Source organism: Paenibacillus sp. JT22N12 (genome assembly GCF_056269365.1).
This window is the reverse complement of the sequence record NZ_JBWDNU010000019.1, coordinates 54,535-69,778: the sequence shown is the minus strand read 5'-3', so window position 1 is coordinate 69,778 and position 15,244 is coordinate 54,535. Positions and strand designations below refer to the sequence as shown.

Here is a 15,244-nt window from a genome sequence, read left to right as displayed (position 1 = left end):
GCAAGGCACTACTTTCGCATTTTATTTTTGACCTTATTGGATGTCTGCACCTGGGAAGGACGGCTGCGCAGAGCATAGAAGGGGCCACGGATAAAGGTATCCAGCCAGTCCTTTTTGACGAACGGAGTTACAGGAGTCAAATAAGAGGTTCCCAAATTCGTGATGCCGCTCAGATGGATGACGATAAAGCAAATTCCTGCAGCCAACCCGAAATTGCCCAATAGCCCGGCAAGCAAAATCAGACCGAAACGGATAAGCCGGATGGAGGCGCTCATAATGTAGCTCGGAATAACGAAAGATGCGATTGCGGAAGAAGCGACGGTAATGATCAGGATATTGCTGGTGAAGCCTGCCTGGACGGCGGCTTGGCCGATTACAATACCGCCGACGATGCCGATCGTTTGCCCGATTTTGGTTGGCAGTCTGGCCCCTGCTTCACGAAGCAGCTCAATTGTAATCTCCATCAGAAGTGCTTCATAGAGCGGCGGGAAAGGAACGCGGCTGCGCGATTCCGTCAAATTAAGCAGCATCGTATGAGGAACCATCTCATAATGGAACGTCGTTATCGAGACATAGAGGGCCGTAAAGCCGATGGTGACGACAAAACCGATAATCCGCAGCAGCCGCAGAGCGGTTCCCAGCTGCCATCTCTGGTAATAATCGTCCGGCGAAGTGAAAAATTCAAAGAATGAAGTCGGACAGCTGAATGCCGAGGGCGAGCCGTCTACCAGACATATAACCCTTCCTGCTGTGAGCTTGGAGCAGATGGCATCCGGCCGTTCAGTCGTCAGAAATTGCGGGAAGACGGAATTCGGATTGTCGTCGATCATCTGCACAAGCATATTGGTATCGAATACGGCATCGATTTCAATGCCACGGATCCGTTCTATGAGTTTGTTTATCAGCTCGTCATTGGCGATGCCTTCAATATAAGCGACAATGACTTGTGTTTTTGTAACTTCCCCCACTTGGAGCGAAATGGTTTTCAGCTGCGCACTGTGGATCCGTCTGCGGATAACGGTCAGATTATCCGTAATATTTTCCACAAATCCGTCATGCGGACCGGCAATTACCGTTTCGGTCTCGGACTGCTCAATCGATCTTCCGAATGAATTCAACAGATCGATCAAATAGACTTTTTCCCGGAAGAAGACCGCCGCTTGTCCGGCCAGAATGCCGTTGACGCAGGTGTGATGATCCTGAGCAGCCACGAAAAGAGAATGCTCCTGCGTCAGGATCGCAGCTATTTGTTCATTGCCGTCAGCACTGGTGAGCGGGGCGACGAGGTCATGATGAAGCCTGTCCATATTCACCAGATTGGAGAAGTAAACGATATGCAGCTCCGGCTTGCCCGGAAACATGCGGTGATAGATATCCATACAGTTATGCAATTCCTGAAGCGTCCTGTCCAGTGAAGGCTTGTCATTGTTGTTGGAAGCAGCGCTCATGGTTGGCCCCCTTGGAAGGAAGTGGGTAATGCAACCTCATTTTCCCCTCAACGTCCGTCAATTATTCTTACAGACATTCATGCTTGCCGACTAGCGAATTTATTGAGCGGCCATCTGTTATATACGTAACAATTACGATATAATTCTTTTTAGACAAGTGAGGAAGGATGAACGGCTATGACAATGAACGGGCATCACCATGAGCAAAACAAGATTCCGATCCATCTGATCTCCGGCTTTCTCGGCAGCGGCAAGACAACGCTGTTGAATCGGGTGATCGATTACTATAAAGCAGCTGATATTAAAGCAGCTATTGTTATGAACGAGCTTGGGGACGTGAACCTCGACGGTCAGTTCATTGACGATGATGTGCCCATGGCGGAGATGCTCGGGGGCTGCATCTGCTGTACGATCAGAGGCGATCTGGGCCTTGAGCTGAAGCAGTTGATTGAGGAGCATCAGCCCGATGTGGTGCTGATCGAATCGACGGGGGCAGCCAATCCAATGGAAATCATCGACGCGGTGACGGAAGCGGCTTTGTTCATTCGGGTCGATTTGCAGACAATTGCGACTGTCGTTGACGGGCCAGAACTGCTGCTACGCAGCCGGCGGGGCGGCAGAACCTACAAGCTGATGCAGGATCAGATCCGCTGCGCGACCGATTTGATCGTGAACAAGGCTGACAAGCTGAATCCCGAAGAGCTGATTGAGGTCCAGCAGCTCGTCCGCGAGCTTAACGGCTACGCGCCGCTGACCATGACAGTACGCTGCATGACCGAGCTGAACATGTTCGATCTGTCGCCCAAGGACCACACGGATGCGGAGTACAGGCAGCTGCACGGGAAGCATGTCTGCGGGGCAAACTGCAGGCTTGAAGGGCATGATCATGAAGGTGAGCAGCATTCCCATCCGCATGATGACGAGTCCCAAGAGTCTCACGCATCACACGCTCATGTGATGTCCTTCACCCATTATTTTGCGGGACCGGTCGACAGCCACTCCTTTGAAGAGCTTATCTCAAGGCTTCCGCAGGAGGTTTACCGGGCCAAGGGTATTGTTACCTTCTCGGACACGAACAGCCGCTTCTTATTTCAATATGCGTACCGGGAGCTGGAATTTACGCGGATTACGCCGCAGGGCAAAGTGAATGATGTGGCTGTGTTTATCGGGGAGCATTTCTCCAGGAGCTTGCTTGCGCAGGAGCTCGCACAGCTGCAGTGAGGAAGAAGCTTGGGTCCACGTCCTGATCTTTGGAAAAAGTTGACTATAGCTCTGTAAAGTTGGACAAACTATCCAGGTGATAGACAACCCAACTTCATAAGGAGCTGACAGAAACGATGATAGCGTGGAACAGCAAATGGATCGCGACAGCAGCGGCCGGCATGATTCTGGCGGCGGCTCTGCCGTCATTCGCCCAAGCTGCGGACTTGACGCCGCCGCTCAGCACTTCCTCTTCTCAGGAGCAAAACGGGAAAAGCGAGCAGTGGAGCAACAACGGTCATGATCACCGGAAATATAGCGAGAGTGACCGCGAGAAGCACCGGATGAGAAGGCTGACCGAAGCCGCCCGGTATTTTGGTATTGAGACCGCAGGCAAGAATGCCGATCAGCTGCGCGAGGAGCTCAAAGCTGCCCGCAAGGCGGACGAAGCCAAGTGGAAACGGTTTGAGACGGAACAGAAGGCGAAGCATCTGGCGAAGCTGCAGGCTTTTGCCAAGAAGCTGGGCATTGCCACGGAAGGCAAGGACGCTAGGCAGCTCCGCCAGGAAATCCGCGAGCGCTGCAAGGATAAACATGAGAAGCAGGAGCACGGCACAAGTTCGGAAGCTCCTGAACCTAACAAGCTTAAGACAGCCGAGTAAGTAAACAGTATGAAGCGCCTGGAGCAATCCGGGCGCTTTTATTTTACCTTATCGCATGTATAAGTTTCACGCATGTATAGGTCTATAAGGTCTTAGGGGAGAGACAAGCTGCGCCGCCAAAAGAACGGCGGCAGCCGTTTCTTCCTGGTGGCTGGATGGATTTCTGGTGCAACCCGGGGCCTCATCCTGCTTCGTTTATACCTTCATGCCTGTCACGTAATCTCAGCCGTTCAGAAGGAATACCAAACCCGCTAAGAGAATGAATATAACAGAAGTTTCCAGAATGGAAATTCGTATATTGATAACAGGGGCAGGTTTGGGATGAACAGAAAATGGCTTAATTCTCCTTTCACGTACGCGCTTGGCATGTTTGCTTTGATGATTCCAAGCCAGGCCTTCAATTCCTTTTACAGCTATTATTATGTAGAAAAATTAGGTCTTGGAGTGGGACTTGCTACGCTGGCCCGTACCATCTATTTAATATGGGACGCGGTGAATCAGCCGATAGCCGGCTATCTGTCGGATCGCACCAGAACGCGTTTCGGCCGGCGCAAGCCCTGGATTTATTCAGCCATTCCTTTTTTTATGGCCTCATTTGTCATGGTTTTCGCCGTGCCGCAGGGATTGGGGAATATGAACCTCTTCCTTTGGTTCCTCGTTTCGCTTATTCTCTATGAAGGGGTTGCTACGATTCTCTGGGTGAATTACGGCGCTCTTTTCCCGGAACTGTTCCGGGGCAGCCGATTGCGGGCCAAGGCTTCGGCAATCCAGCAGGGCTTTCAGATTGCGGCAATCCTTATCGGCTCGGCGCTTACGCCACTCGTATTCGATGCCTTCGGCTTTGGCTATATGGCGCTTATCTATGCCGTGGTTTTCGGGATATTCATGCTCTTGTGCGTGATGAGCGTGCAGGAAGGGAAAACGGAAGTTTCCGAGCCCAGGCTTGGTTTGATCGAATCCTTCCGCGAGACGTTGAAGAACAAGGAGTTCTGGATATTCAACATTGCCAATTCGTTCGCCCAGACGGTGAACGGGCTGCTCAGCTCGATGATCCCTTTTTACGCCAAATATACGCTCCGCATTCCCGAATCCCAGGTTTCCCTGCTGTTGGCATCGATATTTGTATCGGTTATTCCCCTTGTGGTCGTCTGGTACTGGATCGTTAACAAGCTTGGTTCCCATAACGGCTGGCGGGTTTCTCTCGCTGTTTATGCCTTGTCCGTCATACCGCTGTGGTTCGGTCAGGGACTTGCCAGCGGGATTGTATTCGGGATTATTGTCGGCTTCGGACTGGCAGGGTTTCTGGTTACTCCGCCTGTGCTGAACAGCCGCATCATCGATCTGGATACGGCCAGGACCGGCCAGCGCAGGGAAGGCGTGTATACGGCTGTCAGCGGATTCATCACCCGCTCCAGCGGTCTGATCTCGGCCTTGGCGTTCTGGACCATCGGCATGTTCTTTGGTTATGTAAGCGGCGACGAACCCGGACCGAATCCTGATTTGACCTTTCGCGTCCTGGTCTGTGTTGTCCCCTTTTGTTTACTGAGCGTTTCCTTGATTCTCTCGTTTTTTCTGAAGCCATTTCCGAAAAGTCAGGATTGAATAAAGCATTGGAGGTGCAGCAGATGGAGAAATATTTAATTTTGAATGCGGATGATTTTGGGCAGAGCGAGGCCGCCAATCAAGCTATTATGCATTTGCTGGAGGAGCGGAAGGTATCATCGGCAACGATTATGCCGCCTGCCTCGGCCTTTGAGCAGGCGGCATCGTGGTGCCGTAAGCAGAAGGCAGGGAATATCGGGCTGCATCTGACGCTAACAAGCGAGATCGCCGCTTTGCCCTGGAAAAGCCTGACCGGCGATCCGTCGCTGGAGGGCCCGGACGGGCGCATGCACGCCACCATCGAAGCCTTCGAACGGCAGTCCGATCCGAAGGCGGTTGTACGGGAAATGCAGGCGCAGTTCGAGGCGGTGAAGCAGGCAGGTCTGACGGTCTCCCATGCGGATAATCATATGGGAAGTCTCTATGGGCTGGCGACAGGCAGAAGCTATCTGCCGCAGGTGCTGTGGCAGTGCTCCCGGCGCGGCCTGCCATTCCGTCTGTTCCGCTGGATCGATCCCCGGGACAAGTTTCTGGCGTCTATTCGGGGGGCGGAGCAGGCGCTGCGCAAGGTGGTCCATCTTGCGGATACGCTCGGCGTGCCGATACCGGATTATCTGCTGAGCCATACGTATGGCGTGGAAGAAGGGGAAACCTATGAGAGCTTCAAGCAAATGATGCTGGCAAAGCTCTACGATCTTCCCGAGGGAATCTGCGAGACTTATATTCATCCGGCAGCCGAGGACGAGCGTATGAGCGCCCTTGTTCCATCCTGGGAGAAGCGGGTATGGGAATACAAGCTGATGCAGGGTGATGATTTCGCTTATGCGCTGAGGGATGCCAAGGTTGCCCTGGCGACTTACGATGATGTGCGCAAGTACAGAAAAAAGCCAAGGCTCAAATCCGCGGCTGTGCTGTTGAGATCGCTTTTGACCAGACAAAAATAATGGGCAGGAAACATAATAGGTCATAAATGAAGATATCCTGCGAAAAAGGTTGGTAGGAAGAGGATAGGATCTATGTAAGCGTTTATATCGCTATATAGGGTAATGAGCTAAAATATTCTCCAGTTTCCGTTGCTGTACAACAAATAAGTGAAGGAGTAATATTCAGTAAGTGAAGCAGCAAGTCGTGGAAAAGAGTTTCAATTTCATAAAAATCCTTAATCGCTGAGTTCTGAAACAGAAACGGGGGAACCATGGAGGCAGATGCAGTTGATCTGGTCTCAGGGGTGAATCACCTGGCGCAAGCCAAGGTGTAGGGCGACTCTCGCGCCCGAATCCGACAGCTAACCTCGTAAGCGTACGGAAGAGGAATTATCGTTGTTTTAACCATGTTCAATTATGGATAAAGCCGGGAAAGCTCCTAACTTTCTGCGGCTTTTTTTATGCTTGAAATAAGGGATAGGATCATTTGCTTCACAACAAAATGCAGCTAAAAGGGGAAGTCACAGTGGTAGGCAGATTCAAACGGTTATTAATCGGACGTCCAATGAAAAGTGCGGAAATTGAAGGGGAAAAGCTGACCAAACTTAAAGCGCTTGCGGTATTGTCCTCGGATGCGCTCTCTTCAGTCGCTTACGGGACGGAACAAATTCTGATCGTTCTGATGGCTGCGGGCTTCGCGGCGGTATGGTATTCCATCCCCATCTCGCTTGCTGTGCTGGGTCTTCTCCTGATTCTGATTTTGTCTTACAGGCAAACGATCTTCGCTTATCCCGCCGGAGGCGGGGCTTATGTAGTAGCCAAGGACAATCTGGGCGTCCGCACCGGACTGCTGGCCGGAGGCTCGCTGCTTGTCGATTACATTCTTACTGTCGCCGTCAGCACATCCGCCGGGACTGATGCCATTACATCGGCTTTTCCGTCCCTGCATGATCACCGCGTACTGATTGCACTCATCATGATTTTGTTCTTGACCATTATCAGCCTGCGCGGAATTACGGAATCCGCGTCCGTGCTTGCCATGCCCGTTTATTTGTTTGTCTTCGCGATTTTCGCACTCATTATTTCGGGAATCATCAAGTATGCGCTCGGAGGCGTTGACGCGCATCCTCCGGAAATCGGCGCCGCTGTATCGAATATCAGTCTTTTCCTGCTTCTGAAGGCCTTCAGCTCCGGCTGTTCCGCGCTCACCGGCGTGGAGGCGGTGTCCAACGCCATACCGAACTTCAAGCAGCCAGCCAATCGCAATGCCGCCGCCACACTGATCATGATGGGCGCCATTCTGGGCGCCATGTTTGTGGGAATCAGCCTTCTCGCCTACTGGTACGGCATTACGCCGAATCCGAAGGAAACCGTAGTCTCCCAGATCGCCGATTCCACCTTCGGCAGAGGCGTGATTTATTATATCATCCAGGGAGTCACTGCCCTGATTCTGTTTCTGGCAGCCAATACAGCCTACTCGGCCTTTCCCCTTCTGGCGTTCATGCTGGCCAAAGATAAATATATGCCGAATGTGTTTATGGTGCGCGGCGACCGTCTCGGCTTTTCCAATGGCATTATTATTCTGGGCATCTTGTCCGCTTTGCTCGTGGTACTTTTCCATGGGGATACGGAGAGCCTCATTCCCCTGTATGCGGTAGGCGTCTTTATTCCCTTTACGTTATCCCAGCTGGGGATGATGGTGAGGTGGATTAGGCTGAAGCCTGCCAACTGGATCATAAAATTAATCATCAATACAATTGGCATGCTCACCACTCTGGTCATTACGCTGATTTTTATCTTCACCAAGTTCGGTCATGTCTGGATGGTCTTTCTCTTCCTGCCTGTTGTGATCTGGATCTTTCTGAGCATCAACAAGCATTACCGCAATACGGCGGATCAATTGCGGATCAATATGGAAGCGGACAAACCGGTTATTAAAGGAAGCACCATTGTGGTTCCGGTAGCGGGCATAACGCGCGTTGTCATGCAGTCGCTGAGCTATGCCAAGTCGCTGACGGAGAATGTGGTCGCCGTTTATGTGGGATTTGATGATGAAGATATTGAACGGATGGAGAAAAAATGGGAGGAATGGAATCCCGGCGTCCGTCTCATCGTGCTTCGGTCCAGCTATCGCAGCGTGATCAGGCCGCTCATGAAATTCATTGATACGGTCGAGTGGAAAAGCGCGGAAACCGATCATATTACCATTCTCATTCCCCAGTTCATAACCAGGCACTGGTGGCAGTATATTCTTCACAACCAGACAGGCTTGATGCTGCATGCTTTTTTGTTTGCCCAGAAGGACGTAGTTATCACGACAGTCCCCTATCATCTGAATCGGTAAGCTAACCCGCCATGTGCATGGTTTTGGAATATCGATGCAGCTGATAGAATAGCAGCTCAAGCATCAGGCGGTCTTCATCTCTTGCTTAGCAGTAGATTGGCGCTGGATATAGCGCTCCAGCTCGCCCTGAAATTCCAGCTGCAGTGCTGCCGAATTTTCCAGATCGCCCGGAGTGACCAGCGAGGCCGGCTTGTCGGCAATCGGAAGTCCGCTATGCTCGAACACCTTGGCGACAAACTGGGTGCAGAAGTAAGCATTCTCGCGCTGGAACTCCATATTCAGCATAACGCCGAACAGGCCGATCAGATTGTATTTGTAGTTTTCCTGGTTGGCTTCAATGGCTTGGATGTAGGCCTGCATCCGCTCATAAGCAGAGCGGCTGATCGTACAACTGTAGACGGCACAGACTGCTTTGCCGAACAGCTTGCCCTTCATATCCTCTTTGACGAATCCGCCGGATAGCGGATTAAGCGGCTGCTTGCGGCCAAAGCTGTATACATCCTTCAAGTCGGAGTCAAATGCGATGGAAGCGTGATTGCGGGGCGCCTTCGTGACGAATTTAATCATTCTTGTAAAAAGTGTTCCGGTGTCCGTCATCAGGACATAAATCGTTTTCTGATCATTCATAATCCATTTTCCCCCGTACCCTTATATGTTTCATTTCTGTTATCTTAAGAGTACGGGAGAACGCCGTATGACGAAACATGCTCGAGGTTGGTTTCTTACTGGACCTGCGGCGGGGATGTTAATAATTGGATATCCCGTTCGGGCGCTTACTGGAAGTTGAACCGGTTCAATTGTGACAGCGGGTAAAGGGCAGCAGTTTGAGAACGGTATCCGTGGATGATGATTATATTGATATTTTCGGCGACCGCCAAAACGAAACGCCTGCTTTCTGTGCTTTCTGATCATTTTTTTTGGATGAAACCCGCCTCAGCCGCCCAATTGGCGGCCTTTTTCCGTTTTCCTAACTTATTGATTGATCGCGTTTCACATGGCTTATATTTATATAAGTTCAAAGGGATGAACGCTGCCAAAAGGACGGCGAAGCCGTTTCTTCTTATCAAGCCGTCTTCTGTCCGAAGCCGCGCTTGAACAAAAGCCCTGTCGACCCTTTGGCGCAGAGCAGCGAGAAGGCCATAAACAGGAGCGCCCAGACGATTGTCGGGATAAATGTAACTCTGCCTAGGCTGGCTGCATCCCCGGCAGTTAAAGCGTTTGACAGAATCGTGAAAGGGCTAATGATGGATTCCACCAGCACAATGAAGGCGATGAGCAAAAAATAGCCATGCCGCAGCCATGCCGGGGCTATCGCGGCGATGACGAAAGTAGCGGCGGCAAAGACGGCGCACCACGCCATCCCGTAGCCATTGCGGACAAACAGCGCCAAGCCGATAACGGCAAGCGCCGCGGCAATGTTCAGACCGGTCCGCTCTTTGCGGCTGGCATACAGCCGAAATAAGAACAGGGCGAAAAGGGCAGAGCCCATATAGCCGGCAAGGGCGATTGGAATCGCCACCCACGTATCCGCATAGGAGGAGAAGGTAACGCCGCCGCCATTGGAGAACAAATGAATCGATCTCACCTTGCCTGACAGCACCAGCGTGACCAGAGCGTGAGACAGCTCGTGGACCAGCGTATCCACATTGCGGAAGTAAGCGGAGAACGGAATAAAGCGTGTAAGAAATATCGTAATAAGCATGAATATTCCCATTTGCAGCCAGGCTTTAATAATAATCCCCTCTTTCTTTGTATTGCGAGTATAGCCGTTACTGCGCGATATTTTTATACTAACCTGTACGTTTCTATTTCGCAAAAGGATTCCAATATCAAGTAATTCCGCCAAACCACAGCGCTGGATGCGAAAGCGGCAAACCGGCATTATTTTGCCTGGAGGCATAATTTGGTAGATAATAGAGGGGCATAGGCTTTGATATGAGATTCTATTCAGCAGAATGACAGGAAGGGAGCCGGGGAGCTAATGGGTGATCTGAGCAAGCAGTCGTTTTCCTTTTCATTAGGTGAGAAATTATATTTGCGCGGCGATGTGAGAGTGATCGAGGATGGTCGAAGGAAGCCAGTCATTATTGCCGTTCATGGGTTCAAGGGGTTCAAGGATTGGGGCTTCTTCCCGTATCTGTGCGAACAATTCGCAGGGAGGGGATACACGGTCATCTCCTTCAATTTCTCCTGCAACGGGGTAGGGGAGACGGAGTTCGATGAACTGGACAAGTACCCGCTGAACACTTACTCCAGAGAGCAATCCGACCTGAAAGCGCTGCTCGACTATCTGATGAACGGCAAGCTGCCCTTCTCCCAGGACTGCGATCTTTCGCGGATCAGTCTGATTGGACACAGCAGAGGCGGAGGCAACAGCATTATTTATGCCGCGCAGGATCAACGGATCGGAGCAGTTGTCACCTGGAACGGCGTTGCCAAGGCGGATTTGTTCGATGCAGCATTTCGTTCAGAGGTTATGGAGCGGGGTATAGGCTATGTAATCAATGCGAGGACGAAGCAGGAGATGCCGGTCAGCGCTGATTTTTTTCACGATCTCGATGCCAACCGGGAGCGCTTTGATATTCCTTCAGCTTTGGCGGGACTCCCGATTCCCGTACTGGTGCTGCAGGGAGATCAGGATGCGGCTCGCCTGCTCACTGGTTTCAGGAAGCTCCAGACAGCCGCGCCTAATCAGCATTATGCCACCGTTGCAGGCGGGACGCATCCCTTCGGAGCAGTCCATCCGTTTGCCGGAACGACAGAGGAGCTGGAACAGGCCATAGCCATAACCGATCATTTTCTTGCCCGGCATCTGCCGGGTGTACGGTCTGAATAATTGGCAGTGCCATCTGTAAAATAAAGCCGTGAACCTTCAACACCCGTTGAAATTCACGGCTTTATTTGTTGCCGGTACTGCCTGCGCGCTGCCGATGAAGGTTCATATCGGGCAACGCTTGCTCCATAGTGGATTTTATTTACGCCTGCTGCTCGAACTTGCTGATAATCGAGGTAATCACCTGAACGGACTTCTCCATATTGTCCACGGAGATGTATTCATACTTGCTGTGAAAATTTTCGCCGCCGGTAAAAATATTCGGTGTGGGCAGTCCCATGTAAGACAGCTGGGAACCGTCGGTCCCGCCGCGGATCGGTTTGATAATAGGTTCGATATCAAGCCCAAGCATAGCCTGGCGGGCGATTTCCACGATCTCCATGACCGGCTCGATTTTGGTTCTCATATTGAAATACTGGTCCTTCAGAGTGAGGGCGATGCTGTCTTCGCCATATATTTCGCGAAGCTCGCTCACAATGTTGATCAGATTTGTTTTTCTCGCCTCGAACGCGGCGGAGTCGAAGTCGCGGATAATGTAATGAAGCTTCGTCTGCTCAACGCTGCCGGTGATGGAGATCAGGTGGTAGAAGCCCTCATAGCCTTCCGTGTATTCCGGCGCTTCCTCCTTAGGAAGCCGGTTTTGAATCGCCATGGCGATTTTGGCGGAGTTGACCATTTTTCCTTTGGCCGTCCCGGGATGAACATTGGTTCCTTTGCAAATAATGGTGGCTGCGGCGGCGTTGAAGCTTTCGTATTCCAGCTCGCCCAGCGGGCCTCCATCCACCGTGTAGGCATATTGGGCACCAAAGGCAGCCACATCGAACCGGTGCGGGCCTCTGCCAATCTCCTCATCGGGCGTGAAGGCAACCCGGACGCGTCCATGCTTGATCTCGGGATGCCCGATCAGATAGGCCATCGCCGTCATGATTTCGGTAATGCCCGCCTTGTTGTCCGCGCCAAGCAGCGTCGTTCCATCTGTTGTAATCAGGGTGTGTCCCTTATAAGTGCTGATTTCCGGAAAATCCCTGGCGGTCAGAATGACAGGACCGGCTTCATTCAGTACAATATCGCCGCCTTGATAGGATTCAATGACCTGTGGTTTGACATTCGTTCCCGTAAAGTCCGTGGCTGTGTCCACGTGAGCCAGAAACCCGATGGTCGGCACCTGTTTATCGGTATTGGCAGGCAGTGTTGCCATGACATAACCGTTATCATCGATGGTGACCTCGCTCATGCCGATCCGTTTAAGCTCGGCGACCAGCTGATTGGCTAATATGAGCTGCCCCGGCGTCGAAGGGCATGTCTCATTGGCGTCGTTCGATTGCGTGTCGACTATGGCGTAAGAGATAAAACGGTCGATTATTTCCTTTTTCACTATTCTCAAATCCCTTCATCCATCGATATTGTTAAAGACATAACGTACATTTGCTTCCATTATATACTGCCTGGGAGCGTTTTGAAAAATTCCTTTACAAACAAAAGGATTGCATATCACATATATCTAACATTCGATGTTATGTATAGGGAGCCTGAACCGTGCCAAGAAAAATGAGCTAACAAATAAAGTGTGTTATCATGGATTGAAGATTGTTAGCTACCTATTTTATGCGACGGGGTTGAGTGTTGATTATGACCAAAAAAATCACCATGCAGGATATAGCCGATCATGTGGGTGTTTCCAAATTCGCCGTCTCGAAGGCGTTGTCTGGCAAGAGCGGCATCAAGCCGGAGACAAGAGACAAAATCGTTCAGGCGGCTGCGCAGCTGGGTTACCGCTTCATCACGAAGGAAGAGCCGGCAGCGGAGGAGCAGCCCAAGGCGGCTGCATTCGGGGAGACGGACCACCGGCAGGTCATTGTGCTGGTCCCGAACGTACGGTACCAGACCAGGCATTCCTATTATTGGGGACGCATTATTGAAGGCGTCCAGCTGGAGCTGGAGGAGCGCGGCATCGGCATGATTCTGGTGACCGAGCATATACGAAGCCAGTTCGCCAATATGATCAATCCGAGGGGGGTCATGGGCATTATCGGGGTCGGTGTCGTATCGTACCAGATTCTGCTGGAAATCCGCAATCTCGGGATTCCATTCGTGCTCATTGACCACGAGGACCCTTTGATCCCGTCGGATGTGCTGTCCATGAACAATTTCGAATGGATGCGCAGAATTACGCATTATCTGGTCGGAATGGGCCACCGCAATCTGCAGTTTGTGGGCAATCTCCGCTATTCCCGAAGCTTCTACGACCGCTGGTTCGGCTACCGCTCCATGACGGAGGAGCATGGACTTGGGGTCAACCAGCATGAGGGGCTGCTGACCATCAGGGGAGATAACCGCTCGGAGATGACCGAGGCGCTGGAGACGATCCTTCAGGAGCTTTCGCGTGAATCCAGGATGCCGACTGCTTTTGCCTGCGCCAATGATTCCATCGCCATGTGCGTCATGACCATTCTGGCGCGGATGAATATCCGCGTTCCCGAGGAGGTATCGGTGACCGGCTTTGACGATATCAAGGATGCGGCATTATCCAGCCCTACGTTGACCACGGTGCATGTGCATAAGCGGGGTATGGGCGTTCGCGCTGTAGAGGCGCTTCTGCGCCGGCTGGAGCATCCGAACAGTCCGAAGGAGAAGATTCTGCTGACCGGGGAACTCGTGGTGCGGCAATCGACTGGGCCCAAGGCGGCCAAAGCCTGATAATCATTAAGACAGGGGAGATTACGTGATGCGAATAGCGGTTATCGATGACGAAGAGCTTATCCGGCTCGGCCTCGCAAAAATCATCGGACGGATCGATCCGTCCTATCAGGTGGTCGGCATCTGGAGCAGCGGACGGGAAGCGCTGGGTTATCTGGAGGAGATGGAGGCGGATCTGATCATCACCGACATCCGTATGCCGCAGATGGACGGACTGGAAATGATCGCAGAGCTGAGAAGGCGCGGCAGTACGGCGCGGATCGCCATTCTCAGCGGCTACAATGATTTCGGCTATGCCCGCGAGGCGCTGCGTCACGGCGTGGAGGATTATTTGCTGAAGCCGGTCAATCAGGATGAGCTGATCCGGCTGCTTGCCCGCGTTGCGGAAAAAGTGGAGGAGGAGCAGAGCCGTCAGCCCTTCGGCCTGGAGTCGCTGATCGAGCTGATGCTGGGAGTGGATGCTGCGCATATTGCCAAGCCCGTTTGGCAGGGAGCTTGCGATCAGCTTGACGAGCTGCCTTTGTTCCGTAATCTGTACACCGTAATGCTGGTCCACAGCGAACCGGAATGCGGTGAGGAAAGGCTCAGGGGCATTGTCGCCGATTGGAAGCGGGAGCACCGCATTCTTATCCGCGAAGGGAAGCTGGCGGCGGTCATTCTGGCTATACGACCGGGCGACCATGCCGATACGGCAAGGGAGCTTGCGCTGACCATGCTGGGCAAGCTGCCCATCGCAACGCGTGTGCGCATCGGCACAAGCGGTGTATACGCCGGCGGCGCGCAGCTGGCGCATGCGTACGGAGAGGCATCGGCTGCCTGCCAGCATGCCTGGTATGAACCGGACGGCCTACCGGTTATGGTTTATTCAACGGATTTTGCACAGCTGCAGCATGAGAAGAAAAGCCTTCACCGCCTGCTGCTGAACGAGCTTGGCCCGGCAATTGCGGGCGGCGACTCCGATCGCGCCGAGGCGGCACTGCAGCGGTGGCTTGGAGAAGCGCAGCTGCTTCGCCTCGGATGGAGTGCCCTGGAATCGGCTGCCGTGGAGCTCGTGCGCGCAGTGGATGAAGGCTTGGAGGATCAGCCGGAGCCATTTCGCAAAGGAAGTGTTCCCAATCCGGATCAATTTGGGGACTATCGTACATATGCGGCGGAGCTGTCGCGGACGGTGATGGACCGTCTGCAGCTTGTAAAGGAATCCCGTCACGCCAGCCGTGCGGTGGAACGAATCAAAATGTACCTCCATGAACAATATAAAGAAGAATTGGACCTGCAGCGGCTGGCGGAGCATGTTCATTTGACTCCGAGCTATTTGAGCAAGCTGTTCAAGGGAGAGACGGGAGAGACGATTACCGACTTTGCGATTTCTGTGCGGATTCATCATGCCAAGCGTTTGCTTCGCGAAGAGCATGGGCTGAAGACTTATGAGGTGGGAGAACAGGTCGGCTATCCCGATCCCGCTTATTTTACCAAGGTGTTCAAACGCATGACCGGAAAGACGCCCAAGGAGTACCGCGATTCTGTTAGGTGACCGT

At 52.4% G+C, this 15,244-nt stretch carries 12 protein-coding genes and 1 riboswitch; of the genes, 8 read left to right on the top strand and 4 right to left on the bottom strand.

Annotated elements, in window-relative coordinates; translation table 11 throughout:
• Nucleotides 1-8: 8 nt before the first annotated feature.
• A complete protein-coding gene (locus AC0YOA_RS35275) occupies nt 9-1,448 on the bottom strand; it encodes a spore germination protein (protein ID WP_475790555.1) in 1,440 nt (479 codons plus the stop codon).
• Between the two features lie 177 nt (nt 1,449-1,625).
• On the opposite strand from AC0YOA_RS35275, the gene AC0YOA_RS35270 reads away from it, so the two are divergent.
• The 5 genes from AC0YOA_RS35270 to AC0YOA_RS35250 all read left to right on the top strand — a co-directional run bounded on the left by AC0YOA_RS35270 (nt 1,626) and on the right by AC0YOA_RS35250 (nt 8,179).
• Nucleotides 1,626-2,669, top strand: a complete 1,044-nt coding sequence (locus AC0YOA_RS35270) for a CobW family GTP-binding protein (protein WP_475790554.1) — start codon at nt 1,626-1,628, stop codon at nt 2,667-2,669.
• A 116-nt stretch (nt 2,670-2,785) separates the two neighbouring features.
• Nucleotides 2,786-3,310, top strand: coding sequence for a hypothetical protein (locus AC0YOA_RS35265; protein ID WP_475790553.1), 525 nt, complete (start codon nt 2,786-2,788; stop codon nt 3,308-3,310).
• Nucleotides 3,311-3,631: 321 nt separating this feature from the next.
• Nucleotides 3,632-4,912 (top strand): MFS transporter, encoded by a 1,281-nt coding sequence (locus tag AC0YOA_RS35260; RefSeq protein WP_475790552.1) that lies wholly within the window; start codon nt 3,632-3,634, stop codon nt 4,910-4,912.
• 23 nt (nt 4,913-4,935) lie between these two features.
• Complete coding sequence (locus AC0YOA_RS35255; protein WP_475790551.1) at nt 4,936-5,856, top strand: polysaccharide deacetylase family protein; 921 nt, start codon at nt 4,936-4,938, stop codon at nt 5,854-5,856.
• Between the two features lie 210 nt (nt 5,857-6,066).
• Nucleotides 6,067-6,227: riboswitch (cyclic di-AMP (ydaO/yuaA leader) on the top strand.
• A 134-nt stretch (nt 6,228-6,361) separates the two neighbouring features.
• On the top strand, nt 6,362-8,179 hold the full coding sequence (locus AC0YOA_RS35250; RefSeq protein WP_475790550.1) for an APC family permease: 1,818 nt from the start codon (nt 6,362-6,364) through the stop codon (nt 8,177-8,179).
• 63 nt (nt 8,180-8,242) lie between these two features.
• Here AC0YOA_RS35250 and AC0YOA_RS35245 read toward each other — a convergent pair whose 3' ends face one another.
• Together AC0YOA_RS35245 and AC0YOA_RS35240 are read right to left on the bottom strand one after the other, a co-directional pair.
• Nucleotides 8,243-8,806, bottom strand: a complete 564-nt coding sequence (locus AC0YOA_RS35245) for a hypothetical protein (RefSeq protein ID WP_475790549.1) — start codon at nt 8,804-8,806, stop codon at nt 8,243-8,245.
• A gap of 436 nt (nt 8,807-9,242) precedes the next feature.
• Nucleotides 9,243-9,881 carry a M50 family metallopeptidase gene (locus tag AC0YOA_RS35240; protein ID WP_475790548.1) on the bottom strand — a complete coding sequence of 213 codons (639 nt, stop codon included), beginning with the start codon at nt 9,879-9,881 and terminating at the stop codon, nt 9,243-9,245.
• Between the two features lie 279 nt (nt 9,882-10,160).
• On the opposite strand from AC0YOA_RS35240, the gene AC0YOA_RS35235 reads away from it, so the two are divergent.
• Nucleotides 10,161-11,015, top strand: a complete 855-nt coding sequence (locus tag AC0YOA_RS35235) for an alpha/beta hydrolase family protein (protein WP_475790547.1) — start codon at nt 10,161-10,163, stop codon at nt 11,013-11,015.
• A 139-nt stretch (nt 11,016-11,154) separates the two neighbouring features.
• On the opposite strand, the gene pepT is transcribed toward AC0YOA_RS35235, so the two are convergent.
• Nucleotides 11,155-12,387, bottom strand: coding sequence for a peptidase T (pepT, locus tag AC0YOA_RS35230; RefSeq protein WP_475790576.1), 1,233 nt, complete (start codon nt 12,385-12,387; stop codon nt 11,155-11,157).
• Between the two features lie 254 nt (nt 12,388-12,641).
• On the opposite strand from pepT, the gene AC0YOA_RS35225 reads away from it, so the two are divergent.
• Nucleotides 12,642-13,709: a LacI family DNA-binding transcriptional regulator gene (locus AC0YOA_RS35225; RefSeq protein WP_475790546.1), complete on the top strand. Its 1,068-nt coding sequence runs from the start codon at nt 12,642-12,644 to the stop codon at nt 13,707-13,709.
• Between the two features lie 28 nt (nt 13,710-13,737).
• A complete protein-coding gene (locus tag AC0YOA_RS35220; RefSeq protein ID WP_475790545.1) occupies nt 13,738-15,240 on the top strand; it encodes a response regulator in 1,503 nt (500 codons plus the stop codon).
• The last annotated feature ends 4 nt before the right edge of the window (nt 15,241-15,244 follow it).

Bases quoted from the DNA above. Each gene is read 5' to 3' on its own strand.
- AC0YOA_RS35275 (WP_475790555.1), bottom strand. From the start codon at position 1,448: ATGAGCGCTGCTTCCAACAACAATGACAAGCCTTCACTGGACAGGACG.
- AC0YOA_RS35270 (WP_475790554.1), top strand. From the start codon at position 1,626: ATGACAATGAACGGGCATCACCATGAGCAAAACAAGATTCCGATCCAT.
- AC0YOA_RS35265 (WP_475790553.1), top strand. From the start codon at position 2,786: ATGATAGCGTGGAACAGCAAATGGATCGCGACAGCAGCGGCCGGCATG.
- AC0YOA_RS35260 (WP_475790552.1), top strand. From the start codon at position 3,632: ATGAACAGAAAATGGCTTAATTCTCCTTTCACGTACGCGCTTGGCATG.
- AC0YOA_RS35255 (WP_475790551.1), top strand. From the start codon at position 4,936: ATGGAGAAATATTTAATTTTGAATGCGGATGATTTTGGGCAGAGCGAG.
- AC0YOA_RS35245 (WP_475790549.1), bottom strand. From the start codon at position 8,806: ATGAATGATCAGAAAACGATTTATGTCCTGATGACGGACACCGGAACA.
- AC0YOA_RS35240 (WP_475790548.1), bottom strand. From the start codon at position 9,881: ATGCTTATTACGATATTTCTTACACGCTTTATTCCGTTCTCCGCTTAC.
- AC0YOA_RS35235 (WP_475790547.1), top strand. From the start codon at position 10,161: ATGGGTGATCTGAGCAAGCAGTCGTTTTCCTTTTCATTAGGTGAGAAA.
- AC0YOA_RS35225 (WP_475790546.1), top strand. From the start codon at position 12,642: ATGACCAAAAAAATCACCATGCAGGATATAGCCGATCATGTGGGTGTT.
- AC0YOA_RS35220 (WP_475790545.1), top strand. From the start codon at position 13,738: ATGCGAATAGCGGTTATCGATGACGAAGAGCTTATCCGGCTCGGCCTC.